The 18,100-nt window shown below is 61.3% G+C and carries 11 protein-coding genes and 1 pseudogene; 3 read left to right on the top strand and 9 right to left on the bottom strand.

Annotated elements, in window-relative coordinates; all coding sequences use genetic code 11:
• Positions 1-2: 2 nt before the first annotated feature.
• The 6 genes from BV106_RS06155 to BV106_RS06130 form a co-directional block, all read right to left on the bottom strand.
• Positions 3-485 (bottom strand): Rrf2 family transcriptional regulator, encoded by a 483-nt coding sequence (locus BV106_RS06155; protein ID WP_038162083.1) that lies wholly within the window; start codon positions 483-485, stop codon positions 3-5.
• 292 nt (positions 486-777) lie between these two features.
• Positions 778-1,371 (bottom strand): tRNA (guanosine(46)-N7)-methyltransferase TrmB, encoded by a 594-nt coding sequence (gene trmB, locus BV106_RS06150; protein ID WP_038162195.1) that lies wholly within the window; start codon positions 1,369-1,371, stop codon positions 778-780.
• Positions 1,372-1,460: 89 nt separating this feature from the next.
• A complete protein-coding gene (ispG, locus tag BV106_RS06145; protein ID WP_038162080.1) occupies positions 1,461-3,251 on the bottom strand; it encodes a (E)-4-hydroxy-3-methylbut-2-enyl-diphosphate synthase in 1,791 nt (596 codons plus the stop codon).
• Between the two features lie 51 nt (positions 3,252-3,302).
• Positions 3,303-4,811, bottom strand: a complete 1,509-nt coding sequence (rseP, locus tag BV106_RS06140; RefSeq protein WP_051945241.1) for an RIP metalloprotease RseP — start codon at positions 4,809-4,811, stop codon at positions 3,303-3,305.
• Positions 4,812-5,047: 236 nt separating this feature from the next.
• The gene (locus BV106_RS06135; protein ID WP_038162076.1) at positions 5,048-6,433 is read right to left on the bottom strand and encodes a dicarboxylate/amino acid:cation symporter; all 1,386 of its coding nucleotides are present in this window, start codon (positions 6,431-6,433) and stop codon (positions 5,048-5,050) included.
• Positions 6,434-6,802: 369 nt separating this feature from the next.
• Positions 6,803-8,332: an SLC13 family permease gene (locus BV106_RS06130; RefSeq protein ID WP_038162189.1), complete on the bottom strand. Its 1,530-nt coding sequence runs from the start codon at positions 8,330-8,332 to the stop codon at positions 6,803-6,805.
• Positions 8,333-8,982: 650 nt separating this feature from the next.
• On the opposite strand from BV106_RS06130, the gene BV106_RS06125 reads away from it, so the two are divergent.
• Positions 8,983-9,453 (top strand): thioesterase family protein, encoded by a 471-nt coding sequence (locus BV106_RS06125; RefSeq protein WP_051945238.1) that lies wholly within the window; start codon positions 8,983-8,985, stop codon positions 9,451-9,453.
• Positions 9,454-9,598: 145 nt separating this feature from the next.
• Here BV106_RS06125 and BV106_RS06120 read toward each other — a convergent pair whose 3' ends face one another.
• Both BV106_RS06120 and BV106_RS35120 read right to left on the bottom strand, forming a co-directional pair.
• Positions 9,599-10,747, bottom strand: a complete 1,149-nt coding sequence (locus BV106_RS06120) for an AAA family ATPase (RefSeq protein WP_038162073.1) — start codon at positions 10,745-10,747, stop codon at positions 9,599-9,601.
• A gap of 141 nt (positions 10,748-10,888) precedes the next feature.
• Entirely contained in the window at positions 10,889-11,992 is a 1,104-nt protein-coding gene (locus tag BV106_RS35120) for an HD domain-containing protein (protein ID WP_051945236.1), read from the bottom strand.
• Between the two features lie 1,100 nt (positions 11,993-13,092).
• On the opposite strand from BV106_RS35120, the gene BV106_RS06110 reads away from it, so the two are divergent.
• Both BV106_RS06110 and BV106_RS06105 read left to right on the top strand, forming a co-directional pair.
• Positions 13,093-16,272: an inverse autotransporter beta domain-containing protein gene (locus BV106_RS06110; protein ID WP_265595383.1), complete on the top strand. Its 3,180-nt coding sequence runs from the start codon at positions 13,093-13,095 to the stop codon at positions 16,270-16,272.
• A gap of 1,043 nt (positions 16,273-17,315) precedes the next feature.
• Positions 17,316-17,792 (top strand): very short patch repair endonuclease, encoded by a 477-nt coding sequence (locus tag BV106_RS06105; protein WP_038162067.1) that lies wholly within the window; start codon positions 17,316-17,318, stop codon positions 17,790-17,792.
• Between the two features lie 41 nt (positions 17,793-17,833).
• Here the strand turns inward: BV106_RS06105 and BV106_RS06100 are convergent.
• Positions 17,834-18,100 (bottom strand): annotated as a pseudogene (locus tag BV106_RS06100) (hypothetical protein); the annotation flags it as partial.

The raw sequence follows: 18,100 nt of genomic DNA, 5'->3' as shown, positions 1-18,100 counted from the left end.
CCTCAGGGGTGCGTGCCGTTCAGCGTCGCGCCCGCGACGTAGCCGTGACCCGGGCTGGGGCTGAGCAGACGCAGAAGCGGCTTCCCGTCCATCACCAAATCCTCCAGGGTGTAATGGTCCAGCACATCCAGAAACGCATCCCGCGCCTCCCGGAACACCCCGCGCAGACGGCAGGTGGGGGAGAGCTTGCAGAGATCGTTGACGGGGTCGAAGCATTCGACGAGGTTGAAATGAGTCTCGGTGTGGCGGATCACATCCCCGACCTTGATGTCGCGAGGGGCCTTGCCCAGACGAATGCCCCCACTGCGGCCGCGGCGGTTGCTGAGGTAGCCCTGCTTCCCGAGGAAGTGGACAATCTTGACGAGATGGTGGTGGGAGACTCGATAAGCCTGGGTCAGTTCACTTAGGGTTACCTTTTCATGCTCGCGCGCAGCCGCGTACATGAGTACGCGCAGGGAGTAATCGCTGAAACGGCTGAGTTCCATGTTGAGGCATAAAGTGAATTACGCATGCACCTTTGACGGGCTTGCGCAGACGTGGGAGCGTCAGTTGCGATATGCCAAGCATGGATTGGGCCAAGGTAGAGATAACCCGCTTCTTTCGGGCAACTTTGGGAGTCAGGGGTGGGAGAACGTTGAAGTTCAACCACAGAGGCACAGAGAACACAGAGGAAAACAAAAATTAGGAATTAGGAATGATGAATTAGAAATGAGCTGTCGGACGCCCGAGGGAACTCCATTCATAATTCCTAATTCAGCATTCCTAATTTTTTGATCCCTACTCTCTCTGCCATCTCGCCCGATAGATCTGTTTCCCCAGGGCCACCCACTGTTTCTCGAAGTCGGTCGTGGGGTAGTAGAAGGCTCCGTCTGGCCACTCCAGGCGGGTCATGGCGGGACGCTGGGCCAAGGATTCCAGGGCGTTTTCGTAGTACGGGAGGTCGTCTGACTTCAGCAGAAACTCCCCGCCCGGGACAAGCACGCGCTCCAGGGACTCCAGGAAGGCGACGCTGTTGGGCAGGCGGCGGCCGTGGTGTTTCTTCTTGGGCCAGGGGTCCGGACAGAGCAGGTGCAGACGGCTGACACTGCCTGCGGCGAGCAGCCAGCCGAGGGTGTAGGTGGTCTCCAGGCGGAGGACGCGGGCGTTCTTCAGCCCCCGCTGCTCGATCCGGCGGGCGGTCTTCTCCACCCGGCCAATCAGGCGCTCCACGCCCAGAAAGTTCCGATCCGGGTGGGCGGTGGCCATTTCGATGAGGAAGGTGCCGTCTCCACAACCAAGATCCAGTTCAAGGGGGCGGTCTCCCGTTTCCGGAAAGAGCGCGTGGGGATCGTGATGCTGGAAGTAGTCTTCGGGGACAAAAACAGGGGTCATGCCGGATGTCGGGGCGGTCTGGCCCAACTCCACTGGGAAGTTGGGTTCAGACGGCAAAGCTTGGTCAACTCAACTCAATCTCAGGGAAATCAGGCCGCTTCCACCGGGGCGGTTGGGGCATCCACCCAGCGGTTGTGCTCCTTGATCAGATCGATCAGGCGCTCCACGGCCTCGCCTTCGGGGATGTTGAACTTCACGGCGGTCTTGCCGACGTAGAGGTTGATCTTGTCTGGCGCTCCGCCCACGTAGCCGAAGTCAGCATCGGCCATCTCACCGGGACCGTTCACGATGCAGCCCATGACGGCGATGCGGACCCCTTTGAGGTGGCCCGTGGCCGCGCGGATCTTCTGCGTGGTGGTCTGGAGGTTGAAGAGGGTGCGGCCGCAGCTCGGGCAGGCCACATAGTCCGTCTTGAAAATGCGGGTGCCCGCGGCCTGGAGGATGTTGTAGGAGATGCGGAAGGACTGGCCGGGGGCCTCCTCGCCCTGCACCAGAATGGCATCGCCAATGCCATCGCACAGCAGGGAGCCGATGTTCGTGGCCGCCGCCAGCAGCGTGGGCACGAAGTCCACCTTGGGCTCTGTGGCGGGCGTGAAGGTGTCCTTGAGCAGGATCGGGTGGCGCGACTCCAATCGTGAAGAAAGCAGGCGGAAGGCAGCGATGACCGGGAGATTGATCCCGTCCTTCACCGTCACCAGACAGGGGCTGGTGGAGCTGTTGACATAGGTGATGGCGGCATCGTCGCGGGGGTCCAGGGCGACCACCTCGCTGTCCTCCACCACCACCTCGGGCTTGTAGTCGCCGAGCTTGTCGATCTTATGGGCGACGGCGTCCCACTTCCGCCGGCTGGTGAAGACGGCCATGGTCTCGTGGCCACCCACGCTCACGCCGTTCACCTTCAACACCGAGGACTGACGGCGCTCGAACTCAAAGGGATCATAGCTGACGGGCGAAGGATTGCTCACGCCCTCAAACTGGGCCGGGAGCCCCTCGTTGTAGGGCTGCACCAGAGTCTGGGCCACCGGGATCTCATAGACGGCGTCCTCCGTGAGGCTCACGCGCACGGTATCGCCAATGCCGTCTGCCAGGAGGGAGCCGATGCCGATGGCGCTCTTGATGCGCCCATCCTCACCGTCGCCAGCCTCCGTCACGCCGAGGTGGATGGGGTAGTTCCAGTCCCCACCGAGGTCATTGAGCCGGGCCACGAGGAGGCGGTAGGCCTCGATCATGACCTTGGGATTGCTCGCCTTCATGGAGAAGACGAAGTTGTGATAGTCCTGCTGGCGAGCCACGCGGGCGAACTCCAGGGCGCTCTCCACCATGCCCAGCGGCGTATCGCCGTAGCGGTTCATGATGCGGTCGCTCAGGGAGCCGTGATTGGTCCCGATGCGCATGGCGCGGTCCTTGGACTTGCAGAGCTCTACGAGCGGGATGAACTCCTCTTCGATGCGCCCCAGTTCCTCCGCGTACTGGTCATCCGTGTACTCGCGGATCGCGAACTTCTTCTTGTCCACGAAGTTGCCGGGATTCACACGCACCTTCTCCACCCACTTGGCCGCTTCCATGGCGGCGTCGGGCTTGAAGTGGATGTCCGCGACCAGCGGCACATCGCAGCCGGCGGCCAGGAGACCTGCTTTGATGTTCTGGAGATTCTCCGCAATGGGCCGCGTCTGGGCGGTGATACGGACGATCTCACACCCCACCGCCACCAGGTCCAGCGTCTGCTGGATACAGGCCTCCGTATCACGCGTGTCCGAGGTCAGCATGGACTGCACCCGGATGGGGTTGCCGCCACCGATGCCCACCTTGCCCACCCGGACTTCCCGGGTCTCACGGCGCTGGTAGTGGTAGAGATCGGGGCAGTACTGAAGCGGGTGCATTACAGGGAGAGGGAAAAGGGAAGAGAGAGAGAGAAGGGAGAAGCAGATGGCTTACTGGCCGGGTGCCGGAGCGGCGGTCTGGCGCTGGTTGGCTGGGAGGAAGCGGTATTCCTGCTTGGGCTCCCGTTTGCTTCCTTTGCCTCCCCCGCCGACCATGTCACCGGCGTCTTTCATGCTCACGAAGACCATGAAGCCCAGCAGAAGGAACACACAGACCATCTGGACGACCTCCAGGATGCGGATGTTGATCGGGCGGCGGCGGATCCACTCCAACAGCGCCATCGTGATGTGACCCCCATCCAGCACCGGGAACGGCAGCATGTTCATGATGGCCAGGTTCACATTCAGCACCACGCTGAACCACAGAATGCGCTGAAGCCCGTAGGGATCATCCAGCAGGGTGTAGTAAGCGCGGCCGATGCCGATGGGGCCGCTCAGGTGGCCCATATTGATCTCGGACTTGCGGGAGATGATGGCGGAAATGGTGGCCCCCATCGTCTTGATCGCATCCTGGATCTGCGTCCAGGGACGCGGATGGGAGATCTGGCGCAGACCATTCTGATCCCAAATCACGCCGATGAGCTGACGGCCCTTGTCATCATCCGGGCGGACGTCCGGCAGGCGGGGAGTGACGTGCACGGTCAGCGACTTCTCAGTCGGCTTCCCTTTGTCCCGCACAATGCCCAGCTCCAGTTTCTTGCTGGGGTTCTTCTCAATGTAGTCACCCAGCTGATAGAGGCTGAGGAGTTCCTGCCCGTCCACGGAGGTGATGAGGTCTGTGGCCTGGATGCCTGCTTCAGCAGCCGGGCTGTTTTCCTGGGTGCCGGCTACCATGGGAGTCTGCTTCCCGGCGATGCCCACCTCACGGAGCTGCTTGCGCTTGAAGAGGAAGGAGAAGATGGAGCCCTTCTCCTTTTCCACGACCTCCGCCGTCACCGGGATGAGCAGCGCCTTGGGCTGGCCAGGACGCTCCACCAGGAAGGGGATGGGATTGTTCTCACTGGAAACCACGTTCCAGCGGACGCTGTCCACGAGACCGCCGAAGGTCCTCACCGGACGGCCGTCGATTTCCAGGATCTTGTCGCCCGCCTTCAGGCCGCCTTTGTCGGCGTTGCTGTCCGGGGCCACCCACCCGATCGTGGTGGTGACCATGCCTTCCTGCTCGGGCTTGCCCACCTTGAACACGATGGCGGCGAACAAGCAGGCCAGCATGAAGCTGAAGAGCGGGCCCGCGAATGCGACGATGATCTTGTCGAGAGGGCTGATGGGCGGGAGCTGCTCGCGCTCACCGCTGCCGCCTTCGATCGCCTCCATAGGTGCCATCTGGGGCAGGGCCACGAAACCACCGGCGGGAATCCAACCGAGGCCGTACTGCACACCGTTGTAGGTCTTCTTCCAGATGGGGGCTCCGAACCAGATCTGGAACTTGTCCACCTTCAGCCCCCGCCACCGTGCTGCCAGGAAATGGCCCCACTCGTGTACGAGGATCATCAGGTTGAATACCATGATGACGAGGAAGATGATGCCGGCGTAATGGAGGGCGTTGAGGACTGATTCCATAGAAGGATGAGGGGAAAGGGAGTCTAGCACCCGCGCTGGGGGCGTGCAAAGCAGGAGTTCAGGGGGAGCGGAGGGTTGTCAAAGGGCAGAACGGCAGGCCCCCGCCCGGTCTGGGCGGGGTGTTACGCCGGAGTTGGAGCCACAATCGGGCATTGTGTTCATTGATCGGATGCCGGAAGAAGGAGCGGACGCCATTTTTCGGACGTCCGCTGAATCGCGTCGCCTCCCACCTCAGCTTACGGTTGCGGGGCAGACGGCGGCACGGCATCATCCACGGCCATGTGGGCCTCTTTCCGGTCCAGAACCACCTCAGGGGTGCTGGCCTCGACCTCGGTTTCGTTGTTCAGACGGCGGCGCAGGGTGGCTTCGTCCACCTCCCCGCACCATTTGCCCACCACGATGGCAGCCACACCGTTGCCCACAAGGTTGGTCAGGGCCCGGGCCTCAGACATGAAGCGGTCGATGCCCAAGATGAGGGCCAGCCCGGCCACCGGCACATGGCCGACCGCGGAGAGCGTGGCCGCGAGGACGATGAAGCCGCTGCCGGTCACCCCGGCAGCCCCTTTCGAGGTCAGGAGCAGCACCAGCAACAGGGTGATCTGGTGCTGGAGATCCAGCGGGGTGTTCGTGGCCTGGGCGATGAACACCGCGGCCATGGTCAGGTAAATGGAAGTGCCATCCAGGTTGAACGAGTACCCCGTGGGCACCACGAGACCCACCGTGGACTTCTGCACGCCCAAGTTCTCCAGCTTGGCCATGATGCGGGGCAGCACGGACTCCGAGGAGGAGGTGCCCAGCACAATGAGGAGCTCTTCCTTGATGTACTTGATGAACTTCCAGACGCTGAACCCGTGCAACCTGGTGATGAGCCCCAGCACCAGGAAGATAAAGAGCAGGCAGGTGGCGTAGAAGGTGCCCATGAGCTTGCCCAGGGAGAAAAGCGAGTCCACGCCGTACTTGCCGATGGTGAAGGCCATGGCGCCAAAGGCACCGATGGGCGCGACCTTCATGACAATGCCCACAATGCCGAAGAGCACGTGTGAAGTCTTCTCGATGACATCAAACACCAGCGTGCCGCGCCCTCCGAAACGGTGCAGGGCAAAACCGAACAGGACGGCGAACAAGAGCACCTGGAGGATCTCCCCTTTTGCAAAGGCGTCCACCGCGCTGGTGGGAATGATGTTGAGGAGGAAGTCCGTGGTGGACTGCATTTTCCCCGGCCCGGAGTACTGGGCCACCGAGGCCGTGTCCAGCGTGGCAGGATCGATGTTCATCCCCTTGCCCGGCTGGATGATGTTGATCATGAGGAGGCCCACGATCAACGCGAGAGTGCTCACCACCTCGAAGTACAGCAGGGCCAGACCACCGGTCTTACCCACCTTCTTCATGTCCTCCATCCCGGCGATTCCCACCACCACGGTGCAGAAGATGATGGGGGCGATCAGCATCTTGATGAGCCGGATGAACCCATCCCCCAGCGGCTTCATGGCCGCGCCTGTGGCGGGGAAGAAGTAGCCCAGCAGCACCCCGATGACGATGGCGATGATGACCTGGACGTAGAGGATCTTGTAGAATGGTTTCCTGGCCCCCGGTGTCGGGGCGGTGGCGGCAGAGCTGGTCATGGTCGGCAGTGGTGAGAGCAGGGAGGGTGAGGAAACGGAGATTCGGCCGGGAGAGGAGCCGGGGCCGCATCAGATAGGTGAGGCGAACCATTTTTCCATTAAGAAAAATCGACGGCTGACTCCAACGCCGTCCCCGGCCGAAGGTTTCAGGGGATGTTGTCTGACTGACGGTCGCCTCACCCCCACCGCGTCTGTCTCCTCGTCCCGGAGGGACGCCGGAAATTAGCCGGTGGTGACAACCACCGGATCCCCCACCCGGCATCACCTTCCGTCCCGGAGGGACGCCGGATCGGATGTGCAGGCCCGCCCGCCGCCGCCAGGGTTCAATGCACTAACACCAACCGCCCCGTCCAACCTACCCTTCACTCTTCACAAGCCGAAGGCCCAGCGCCCAAAGGTCCACATCACCAGCGGAATGAGCAGGGCAAAGAGCAGATCCACCACGAGGCCCGCCTTCACCATGCGCGGCAGGCTCACCAAGCCGGAACCAAAGGCAATCGCATTGGGCGGTGTTCCCACCGGCAGCGCGAAATCCGCACTGGCGGCAATGGCCACGGGAACGCAGAGCAAAACGGCTGGCTGGTCTATCCCCACCGCCAGGGCTCCGATCACCGGAAGAAAGGCGGTGGTGGTGGCCGTGTTACTGGTCAGGGCGGTGGCCCCGATCATGACAGCCACAACCAGGAACACGATGGCGAGCGCGGGCCAGGAGGCCATCACCGAGAGACCACTCGCCATGGCTTTCACAAGCTGGGTTTTCTCAAACGACGCAGCCAGACTAAGTCCGCCGCCAAAGAGCACCAGCACATCCCAGGGCAGCTTTTTCAGGCTCTGCCAGTCGAGGACGAAGACGCCCTTTTTCACATCCACTGGAATGAAGAACAGCAGCGAAGCGCAGCCCATGGCGATGACCTCATCCGTGAGGAGCGCCCCCAGCGGCCAGCTGGCCCCGGGCGCCTTGGGCACCTCTGCCTTCCAAGCCTCCCGCGATACCCAGAGCACAATAGCCAGGGAGAAGGCCCCGATCACCGCCCACTCGGGCCCGGTGATGCGACCCAGCTTCTGCCGTTGCGTGGTGAGCTCGTCCTTCACTCCCGGCACTTCCTCGTTCCCCACCTTGAAGCTGAGGCGCGTGAGGATGAAGTACACGGGCGGCAGGGCCAGCAGGATGAGCGGCACCCCGATGAGCATCCATTGCCCGAACCCCACCTCCACGCCGTAGGTCTTGGCCAGGAAGGCCTTCAGGATGGCATTGGGCGGCGTACCGATGAGCGTGCCCATGCCGCCGATGTTGGCCCCGTACGCAATCGCCAGCACCAGTGCGGCCCCCATCTCCACCGTGCCGCCCTTGGCCCCCTGGCTGGCCCGGAGCAGACCGTGCACGCTGATGCCGATGGGTAGCAGCATCATCGCGGTCGCGGAATTGCTCGTCCACATGCTGATGAACGTGCCCGCCAGCAGGAAGCCCATGACCAGCGCCCGCGGTCTTGTGCCCACGGCATGGATGATGTTCAGGGCGATGCGGCGGTGGAGATTCCAGCGCTCCATGGCGATGGCGAGCATGAAGCCCCCCATGAACAGATAGATGATCGGGTCCGCATAAGCTGCTGCGGCCTCTTTCATGGGAGCAATGCCCAACAGGGGCAGCAAGACGAGCGGAAACAACGCGGTGGCCGGAATCGGCAGCGCCTCGGTGACCCAGAAGACGGCCATGGTCACCGCCAGCAAGGCGACCTTGGTGGCACTGGGAGAAAGACCCAGCAACGGCGGGCTCAGAAAGGTGGTCAGCAACAGCGCCAACCCCAGCAACAACCCGATCTTCTGACGCCAGCCATAGCCTCCCTCCAACAGGTTGCCTTCGCCATCCACCAGTTGATCAGGACGTTCTTCACCTTGCATGGAGCGCATGCTAGAGGTCGCCGCTTGGAGAACGCAACGGTACAAATGTGAATTCTGCCCGCTGCGAGGGAGACACAAGACGCAAGACCTGAGGATGCGGCAGCTGAAAGTAGTATGGAGCTTTTGCTCGGTATGGGAGCGTTGGCGTGGTGCGACTGACGAGCTAAAGCTCTGCACTACATTGCTTCGCCTCGTTGTCAGTAAATGGAGCAAGGGACATTCCTGTCCCGGTCGGACGTGCGGCCCCTGAGGTGGCAGACCTCTTCATGCTCAACCGCCAAACCGAACACGCTGCAGCTTCCGCTCCCAAAGCCGACGGGGACCGTCGGACTACGCCCGCACTCGGCCGCTCAAATGTAGTTCGGCTGTCCTCAGCCGTTCAGTACGCCAGAGGAACATGCGCACTGAGTCCAAGGCGGTAACTTGGCAGGTATGAATGCGAACGCGCCCATCCTCCGCTCCCACGCGGGGCTAGGAACCCCCGCCTCCTTTGAACCTGACCTCTTCGCGGAAGCAGTCTCCCACGCGTAGACTCAGGTCTTGCGTCTTGTGTCTCACACGCAGCGGGTTTTGCCCTTGACCTCAAGTCTGATGTCTGGAGTCTGGAAGTCTTGTGTCTCCGGCGCAGCCGGCCAGTCTAGTGTCGCTCTATGTCCTCCCCCGATCCCCTGACGCCCACCATCGAGACCCGCGAAGAAGTCATGTTCTTTGATACCGACTGCGGTGGCGTGGTGCACAACATCGCGTACCTGCGGATGATCGAGACCGCCCGCACCCGTCTGGCGGCCAAGCTGGGCATGGCCCTCAAGGAGATGGCGCAGACCCAGGTGTTCCCCGTGGTGCTGCGCACGGAGATCGACTACCGCAAGCCGGCCGTGCTCGCCGATGAACTCGTCATTCACGGCCGCCTCGACAGCGTGGAGCGCGTCCGTTTCTGGTGTGCCTTTGAGATGCGCCGCATGGTGGACAACACCCTCCTCATCACCTGCCGCCAGTCACTGGCGCTCGTTCAAATGCCCCAAGGGCGCCCCCTGCGTCTGCCAGATGACTGGACGGAGAGGTATGCGCATTTGGTGAAGGGAAAAGGGTCAAGGGATGAGGGAGAAGGGGTAAAAAGTTGAGAGTGAAGAGTCAAAAGTAGAGCTGCTGTCGCGACGCGACTCGTGAGCCACTCCGATCAATTCACGTCGGACCACTGAGCCCCTCTGTTCACTCCTGACTTCTAACTCTTCCGTTCCCCACTTTTCACTTTTTACTCTCAACTTTTCACTCCTCATTTTCTTCAAACACCCACACCCGTTTCGCCCCTTCATCCCCGGCGCGGCGGGTTTCGCCGTGGGCGTTGATGAGGTCGAGGCGACGGCAGGGTGAGCAGCGCTCTTCGATGGCGGCGGCGAGGGCTTGGGAATGGGTGACAACGATGATCTGGGTCTCCTCGGGTACTTGAGCAATGAGTTGGGCCACCGCCGGCATGAGCTCCGCATGAAGGCTCGTCTCGGGCTCGTTCAACACCAGCAACGGAGGTGGCTTGGGCCCCAGCAAGGCGGCGCAGAGACAGAAGTAGCGCAAGGTGCCGTCGGAGAGTTCATGCGCCTCCAGCCAGCGTTTCAGCGAACCGCGGCAGATCTGCAGCTGGAACCGCCCCTGGTCATCCACGGGACGCCATTGCAGATCGGGAAACGCGTTCTGCACGGCTTCTTCCAACAGATGGCCCCGACCCGATTCCATGATCGTTTGCAGCGTGGCCGCCAGGTTGGAGCCGTCATGCGCCAGCACAGGCGACCAGGCCCCCGTCAAGGGACGCCGCAGGGGCGACTCGGAATCGGTGCGAAACTGGTGGTAGAACCGCCACGACAACAGCGTCTCCCGGACCAGCGCCGGACCGGGGTGACGGTTGGCATCTCGAACTTCCGAGATCAGGGACTCCGGGGTATGCAGGGGAAACGGCGACTTCTCCCAGCCGCTGTCAAAACTGCGCAACTCCACCATGGGCCCCTTGCGCTTGGCCACCAGATGCACCTTGCCCTTGCTGCCCCCACCTGCCTGCAGCGGCACCAGAGAGAGCTCTTCTCGCTTCACATCAGGATCGGTGCGAAACGCCGTAGGCGCTCCGGGAGCGAGCGGTACCAGCCCACACTCCATTTCATAGAGGAAGCGCTCGTGCTCCAGTGACCACTTCACCCTGACCGGCTCATTCTGCAGCCGCTTTCCCGACCACACCAGACTGGGCATCCCGCCCTCCATGGCAATCGCTTCCGCGAACCGCCCCTCCGCCAGCCGCTGCAACATCGCCAGGGAGCGGTACACATTCGACTTCCCTGCCCCGTTCTCTCCCGTGATCACCGTCAGCCGCGCCAAGCTGAGACGAAAGTCCAACAGCGACCGGTAACCGCGCAGGTGAAGGATCTTCAGCATGTGTCTGGAGTTGAGTTCAATTCGGTTCTACCACAGAGGCCTCAAAAATTATGAATGCTGAATTAGGAATTAAGAATGGAAGTCCCACATGCCCGAACCCGAGAGAACTGCAGCTCATTCCTAATTCATCATTCCTAATTCCTAATTTTGTTCTTCCTCTGTGTCTCTTTGGTTGTCCAAAGCATTCTTCACCACCACCTCCAAGGGCCTGACCAGGTTCGAGGTAAGCGGGCGCACCCGTTCCAGGATGCCGTTGCCGAGTTCGGCACTCGTGCTGTAGCCCTTGCGGAACATCTCCAGCTTGGCGTCCAGGTTGTCCACGTAGTGCAGGGCCACGGCCTCGGGGGTTTTGGGGATGACGGGAGATCCAAACTGCATTTCCCCGTGGTGTGACCCTACCAGGTGGAGGAGGTGCAGTCGCACCAGTTCATTCTGCGGCTGCAGGGTGGACCAGGTGGCCGCGGCATCGCTCTCCAAGAGTTGCCGCCAGAGCTTGTTCAGGAGTTCCATCCCCAGGGAGATGTGGCCGATGAGTTCGCCATGCAGCGTGTAGGGCATGGTGAAGCCGCCCTCCAGGTAGTTGTTCTCCCAGAGCTTGCCGCAATCATGAAACAACACGCCGCTTAACAGGAGGTCGCGGTTCAGCTCTGCATAGGCCTCGCAGATCTTGGCCGCGCTGCGCATCATCTGGGACACGTGCTCCACCAGCCCGCCCCGGCGGGCGTGATGATAGTCCCGCGCCGCCGCCGCCCGCTTGAAGCGCTCACCGTGTTGTTGCAGGAAAAGACTGCACACGCCCTTGAGGCGAGGATCAGACATGCTGGCGACAAATTCCACGATCGCCTGATAGTCCACGCGCTGGCGTTCGCGCGTTTCCTCGTCCCCGGCCAGAATGGCCTGCACCTCCTGGTCCTCCAGCACCCGCATGACCGGATTGCGCGGCTCCAGACCGAACTTCCCCGCGTCCACCCAGTGGGCCGAAAGCTCGATCCAGCCGCCGCGCTTCAGAGGCTGCACCTCCAGGAAAAGCGGGCTGCCATCGAACACCCGCCAGACCAGTGACTCCGTCCCGTCCGTCAGCTTGACCTCATGGTACGGCTTCCCTTGCGAAGTCTCCTTCACCAAGTTCCCATCCACCTGCACATGCACCCGGTAAGGCTGCGGCTGCGGCCCCGCCACCGTCTTGAGCTGACGCACGGTCAGCAGATCGAGATCAGAGGGGGAGGCGCTGTGGGTTTCGGACATGCGGGATAGTAGGCGGCAAAATTGGAGACACAATCACAGAGACTCAAGACGGGAAGACCCAAGACACCAGACCTGAGGTCAGGGGTCAAGACGAGCGAGGGCCCCTGTTCCAAGAGGGAAGCCTCATGCCAACGACGTGAGACAAAAACAGCGCGAAGTCAGACCGCAAAGCGGTCGCCATTTCGGGTATTGCCAGGAGAACAGACCAACCGTACGTGATAGGGTGGTCGCCAAGGCATCATCTGGAGGTGCCTGACTCAATTCGAAATTGATCCCCAGCGGGGATCTCTACCACAGCCCAACGTTGGACGAGCCCTAAGCGAGTCAACGTTGGGTAACGTTGCAGGAGATGATCAGGTGGGAAGGCTGACAGCATCCGCTTCCGCCCACCGCCATCAACACTCCCCACTTCAGCCGTATGTGATGTCGTGCGTTGACTGACGCTCGCGGCAAGATGCCGCGAACAGCACGCAGGATGCGCGCGCTCCCCAAGCTTCCTCGGCGCGGGCCATTTTGGAAAGCAGGCGGACTCGTTTGCGATGATCGATATGGAGTTCATCCACCGCCCAAGGAACGTCTACGGCACTCGCACGACTCTCGCGACCTTTCAAGCCGCCATTCAAGGGAGGGGCATAGCCCCAGGGTCTGCGTCCGCTTCGTGGCCTCCGCCCCTGGGCTGGGCTCTCTGGGCCCTTCAGGCCCGAACATCATTTCAAACAAGCCTTGGTATGCGTCATCGCAGAATGTGATCTGCACAATGAAACGGCAGAGACGGGCCGGAGCCCGAGTCATCGGTTGACGCCTAGAACCCGCTCCTGACCCTTCATTCTAGTTTCTTCAACTGGGGGTCATACAGCTTGTCCCGGCACCCCCATCGCCCAACTTCAAGGAAATATAATTTCTCTCGGATACTAATGCAAAGAGCAACTATTCCATCGGATAGTATTGCAACGATTCTGAAGTTTTTCACACGTGGTAGGATATTCTATGCGATCTGAAACAGTTATAGTGTTGCCGCAGAGTACTCCCTCCCTGCGGTACTACGGCCGACCGTGCACACGGACGCCGCGCTTGAGACAAACAGTACCATCCATCCTCTCTTGAAAACTCCGACTCCTCACGCTCGTCGTGCGGGATTCAGGCTGGCATCGCTTGCGCTGCTCCTGAGCTCCCTTTCCCCCGTAGCGACCTTCGCCGGTCCTCTCGACAAGAATCCGGTGAAGAACCCGAACCTGGATCCCGTTCAGGAAGCACACCCCATGTACCTCGGCACGATTACCGGGGGTGTAAAAACCAGCGATGTGTACACGGAGGGCAACTTTTCCATCGTGGCTCCGGTGTACAGCACGCTGGGTGCCGACGCCACCCTCTCAGGTGACGTCCTTTACCTCGAACCCTACACCTCCTGGGGTGAGGGCGGCGAGGTCGCGGCCTCTCTCGGCCTGGGCTGGCGTCACCTCTTCGGCTCGCAGCCTGTCTCGGCCCTCACCCGCAGGGATGCCGGCCAGGCCGGGTTCCTTGAGGAAGGCTTCTTCATCGGTGCGAACGTCTTCGTGGACATGCTCGACACCGAGGCCAACAACCAGTTCTGGCAGCTCGGCGTCGGCGTGGAAGCCGGCACCCGCTATGTCGAAGTTCGTGGCAACTACTACATCCCCCTCTCCGACAAGCAGCTGGCCGAGCAGACGCGCACCCGCGAGATCATCCGGAACTCCAGCACCCGCCAGTCCAGCAGCACGACCCCGCTGAGCGATCCGTACGCGACAGGCAACACGGTGGCCCAGGACGCGCTCTTCACCACCCGCGCCACCACCACCACCCGTACGACGACGATTGACCGCCTCTTCCGCCGCTATGAGGAAGGGATGGAAGGCTGGGACGCTGAGGTGGCCGTTCTGGTTCCCGGGCTCGACAAGTACTTCGACCTCCGTCTGATTGGTGGTTACTACAGCTTCGACAACCAGCCCTTTGGCCCCCAGGAGGGCGGCACGGGCAATGTGGAAGGCTGGAAGGCCGGCGTGGAGATCCGCCCCGTGCCAGCCGTCATTCTGACCGGCACCTGGTATGAGGACGACCGCCTCACCGGCAGCGACTGGACCGCAGGTGTCCAGCTTCAGCTTCCCTTTGAGATGGGTGACCTCGGCGATGGCAAAGGCTTCTGGGGTCGCATGGGCGATGCCTTCAAGCCCCGCCGCCGCCACCTGGCCGAGCGCATGGCTGAGCCCGTGCACCGCCAGAACGCCGCGATCAAGATCGCCAACAGCGTGGATGTGGACACCACCACCAGCACCAAGGTCAAACGTGTGACCAAGGTAGTCTCCCAGCGTCAGGGCCAGATCATCCTGGCAGATGACATCGTCTTCGTGAACAACGGCGGCGCGGTGGGCAACGGCATCCAGACCGGTGACACCGAGGCCAACGGTGCCGACGGCACGGCCGAGCACCCCTTCAACACCATCACCGAAGGCGCCGTGGTTGCAGGGAACAACAGCAACACCAGCACCCGCCTCTGGAGTGTGTACACCCAGGGCGACACCGGGAACCTCTACGAAGACACCTTCGACACGACGGGCAGCACCCGCTTCATCAGCTCCTACACTCCCATCAACGGTCTGAATGGCACCAAGTTCGGCGGTAATACCGAGAGACCCTTCTGGAACGGTGCCGTGCATGCGGAAGACGTCGACACCCTTGTGGTGCGCGGCTACACCCTCTTCGGTGAAGGCTTCGGCGGCTTCGGCTCCCTCATTGAAGCCTATGACGTGAAAAATGTGGCCATCACGGACAACATCGTCGGGTTCACCCCGGATGCGGCCATCTACGTGGAAGCCACGGAAGACGAGGACTACTACACGCTGATCGCCAACAACATTGCCGGGCTCGCCACCTCGGCGGTTGAAGTCGAGCTGCGTGACGATGCCCGCATGCGTCTGGACCTCGTGAACAACCAGCTCTATGTGCTGGGCGAGACCGTCGGGGCCAGACTGGTGACCTTTGGCGACTCTTCCTTGACCGCCAACGTTTACGGCAACCAGTTCGTCGGCCTTGATTTCGGTGGTGATGGAACGGGCCTCTTGATTGAAAGCAACAGCGACGAGCTGCTCACGGCCAATGTTTACAACAACAACTTCGAAGGCACCTTCGGAGGCAGAGGAGCCTGGGTCAGGGCACTGGACGGCACCGTTGACTTCAACTTCGTCGGCAACCGGTTCGACAGCTCCAGCGACATTGAAGACGGCGTCGACCTCTTTGCGGACGATGCCACCCTCAACGCTGTCGTCGTGGGCAACTTCTTTGCAGGCACGTTCGGTGACAGCGCCGTCGCGTTCTACTTGGAAGCAGCTGCCAATGGAACGCTCCTGGTGCAGGACAACCGGTTCGGTGGCTACGTTTCCGACGAGACCATTGACCTGAATACCTCCAACCAGTCCAAACTCATCGCCACCATCTCCGGCAACAACTTCCCCGGCGAGCTCAACCAGGTGTTGAAGGGTGAAAAATACGGTCAATCGACCTTGGACGTGACCTTCACGAACAACGTCCTCAACGGTGAATACAACAGCAGCGCTATCGAGCTCAACGGCTACAACGGCCATGCCAACGACTCCGAGTTGGTGGCTGTGATCGGTGACAATATCTTCAACGGATACTTCGAGGGCATAGCCATTGATGTCGACAAGCTGGACAACGCCCTGGTGGACATCACCATCCGGGACAACCGCTTCCAGGGTGAGTTCGAGAGCGACACCATCAACCTCTACACCGCAGGTGGCGAGGGCCCAGAAAATCGGATGATCGCCTCGATCACCGGCAACCAGTTCCGCGGAGAACACAACACCAACAGCGGTTATGGAGCCATCGTTCTTGATTCCCACGTTGACTCAAAACTGGACGCCGTCATCACCGACAACATCTTCGAGGGCAGCTTCGGGGCTAGCATCTTCGACCTGTATGCCGCTGACGACTCCCGGATTGAGGCTACCATCTCAGACAACCGCATGCGCAATGTGGCAACTGCAGCCGGGGACTTCCTCCACATCGAGTCCTACGATGACTCCGACGTCGTGATTCAGAACTTCAACCGCAACCTGATCCGCGGCAACGTGGATGACGGTCTGTCATTGGGTGAATTCGGCACCAGCCGAATCAAAATCGACGGCACCCCCATCCCCGCCGCCTCCAACGAGATTCTAGATGTCAACTCTGACCTCATCTACATCCCGGGCAATGATCCAGCCGGCAGCTTCTTCCTGAACGGCAGCCAAGTGGACCTGCCGTAAGCGGCAAACGCCAAGTTCTAGCACCTAACTTAACGCAAAAGGGGTGACCGAAAGGTCACCCCTTTTTTTGCGCCCTCGTGGCGTTTCAGGCCATCGTACAAGGGAGAGGCATAGTCCCAGGGTCTGCGGCCAACCACCGATACCGGACAAATGCTCGAACTTTTCCGCAAATCGGCATTCCCCTACCATCCGAAAGTTAAGCCCCACGCCAACGGCGTGATACAGATCAGCCCGGGGTCAGACCGCAAAGCGGTCGCCACCCCGGGCATCGTGAAAAGGCATAGGGAACTCCAACGGAGTTCTACAAACCGCCCAAACCACGGAAGACCGGCGGCCTCGATTGAGACAGTCGAGTTGGATTCATCCACCGCAGAACAAATATCAACGGCACGCGCACCACTCTCGCGACCTTTCAGGCCGCCGTACAAGGGAGAGACATCAACCCAGGGTCTGCGACCACTTCGTGGCCTCCGCCCCTGGGCTGGATTCTTTGGGCCTTTCAGGCCCGAATGACATTTCAAACACATCTGCGCAATCTCTCATGCGAGATCTGACCTGCTTTCAATTGAGACCCACGAAGAACGTTGAGAAACTCGAATGCCAACATGCCTATGCAGGCGATCCCGTTGCGTTCGAGTAACATGGAGTTCCGAAGCTTCAGGCTGGATAGAGGCACTGGGGACGCGACTGATGTGCCACCGCTATACTACTCTAAGCTTCCTCAACGGCTTGCCCCACGTCCCGCGAAGCGCTTCGGGCCTGAAAGGCCCAGAGAACTCAGCCCAGGGGCGGAGGCCACGAAGTGGACGTAGACCCTGGGATTAGAGCCCTCCCGTGTATGGCGGCCTGAAGGGTCGCGAGAGAGGTACGCTCTGTCTTTGAACGGGAGCTGATGCCACAACGAAACTGGCAGCCAGAGTAAGCGCGAACTCCTCCCCCAACAGAACGGGCCAGGGTTGTAGGGAACCCGTTGCGTTCGAGCATGAGCGCCTGCAGACAGTCAGAGACAACCGACTCGCCCACCATCAAGCCGAATCAACTTCATGCCTGACGTCTTCACGCCCGAAAAGCGCTCGCAGGTGATGTCCTTGATCCGGTCCACGGGCAACAAGGACACGGAACTGCGGCTCATGCTGCTGCTGCGGGCGGCGGGGATCCGGGGATGGCGGCGGCATGCGCTGATCACCGTGCCGGACACCTCCCGCCATGCGACTCGGCCGATGCTCAAGGTGAAGCCGGATTTTGTGTTCTGGCGGCTGCGGGTGGCGGTGTTTGTGGATGGATGCTTTTGGCACGGGTGCCCGCGCTGCTATGTGCGGCCGAAGCAGAACCGGAAGTTCTGGGATACCAAGGTGACCGCCAACCGGGCGAGGGATACGAAGGTAACACGCCAGCTCCGGAAGGCAGGATGGCGGGTGCTGCGCCTCTGGGAATGCGCGCTGGCGGCGAAGCAGGTGAACCGGACGATGGGACGGTTGGGACGAATGCTGCAGGCCAGCGCCCCTGATGAGCATCTCTGAGAACCTGTGTGGATAAAGACGTGCGGGAGTAGCAGGTGCACTTAACCCGGACGACTTCCGGTGGCACGCCTCGCTCGCCCAGGTGTTGCCGGGGCAGAGCTTTTATCCCGCACCGGCGACGGCGGATCCGGCATGACAGCCCCCTGCCCCGCCTCGCCGTCCAGCCAGGCCAGCAGACTCCGCACGCCGGGCTGGTCCTCCAGTCCGGTGGGCACATAGGCAAAGTAGTGCCAGGTGGAAAGCCGGGGTCCGTCGAAGGGGGCGACCAGCCGTCCGCTGGCGAGGTCTTCCGCGACCAGAATCATCGG

The sequence above is a fragment of the Verrucomicrobium sp. BvORR106 genome, from assembly GCF_000739655.1.
In the GTDB taxonomy this organism is placed as follows: Bacteria; Verrucomicrobiota; Verrucomicrobiia; order Verrucomicrobiales; family Verrucomicrobiaceae; genus Verrucomicrobium.
Note: the sequence above shows the minus strand (reverse complement) of the source record. Positions and strands in the feature narration are given on the sequence as shown.

Coding starts and splice junctions, on each gene's coding strand:
- BV106_RS06155 (WP_038162083.1), bottom strand. CDS start 485: ATGGAACTCAGCCGTTTCAGCGATTACTCCCTGCGCGTACTCATGTAC.
- trmB (WP_038162195.1), bottom strand. CDS start 1,371: ATGACCCCTGTTTTTGTCCCCGAAGACTACTTCCAGCATCACGATCCC.
- ispG (WP_038162080.1), bottom strand. CDS start 3,251: ATGCACCCGCTTCAGTACTGCCCCGATCTCTACCACTACCAGCGCCGT.
- rseP (WP_051945241.1), bottom strand. CDS start 4,811: ATGGAATCAGTCCTCAACGCCCTCCATTACGCCGGCATCATCTTCCTC.
- BV106_RS06135 (WP_038162076.1), bottom strand. CDS start 6,433: ATGACCAGCTCTGCCGCCACCGCCCCGACACCGGGGGCCAGGAAACCA.
- BV106_RS06130 (WP_038162189.1), bottom strand. CDS start 8,332: ATGCAAGGTGAAGAACGTCCTGATCAACTGGTGGATGGCGAAGGCAAC.
- BV106_RS06125 (WP_051945238.1), top strand. CDS start 8,983: ATGTCCTCCCCCGATCCCCTGACGCCCACCATCGAGACCCGCGAAGAA.
- BV106_RS06120 (WP_038162073.1), bottom strand. CDS start 10,747: ATGCTGAAGATCCTTCACCTGCGCGGTTACCGGTCGCTGTTGGACTTT.
- BV106_RS35120 (WP_051945236.1), bottom strand. CDS start 11,992: ATGTCCGAAACCCACAGCGCCTCCCCCTCTGATCTCGATCTGCTGACC.
- BV106_RS06105 (WP_038162067.1), top strand. CDS start 17,316: ATGCCTGACGTCTTCACGCCCGAAAAGCGCTCGCAGGTGATGTCCTTG.